General features: G+C 42.3%; 1 protein-coding gene. It reads left to right on the plus strand.

Annotation, left to right across the window (positions count from 1 at the left end; translation table 11 throughout):
- Positions 1–94: 94 nt before the first annotated feature.
- The coding region (locus D7V88_RS42355) for a hypothetical protein (protein ID WP_279636155.1) at positions 95–428 on the plus strand (334 nt) is incomplete at its 3' end.

Raw genomic sequence — 428 nt, forward strand, 5'->3', positions numbered from 1 at the left:
TTGATGGTGCGGTAGCCGAACTAATGCGCATAGGTTTAAGTGAAGCTTCAATCAAAAACACCACCAAATCGAACGATAAATAATCAGGTTTAACATGGATATGCAAAAAGAAACGCCTTTTTCAGAAGTAGAAACAGCTAACAGCAAGCAGCTTGCTGTATTAAAGGCTAACTTCCCACAGTGTTTTGATAAAAACGGGGCGTTCATTCAAGAGAAGCTACTTGAGATCGTCAAATCCTCGGATGTTGAACTCTCTAAAGAATCATACAGCTTAAACTGGCTGGGTAAGTCCTATGCCCGGCTGTTGGCTAACCTACCACCGAAGACGTTGCTCACCGAAGATAAAGACCATAACCAACGTGAAGAGAACAAGAACAGCCAGAATCTGTTGATCAAAGGGGATAACCTCGAAGTATTGAAGCATATGG

The sequence above is a fragment of the Corallococcus terminator genome, from assembly GCF_003611635.1.
In the GTDB taxonomy this organism is placed as follows: domain Bacteria; phylum Myxococcota; class Myxococcia; order Myxococcales; family Myxococcaceae; genus Corallococcus; species Corallococcus terminator.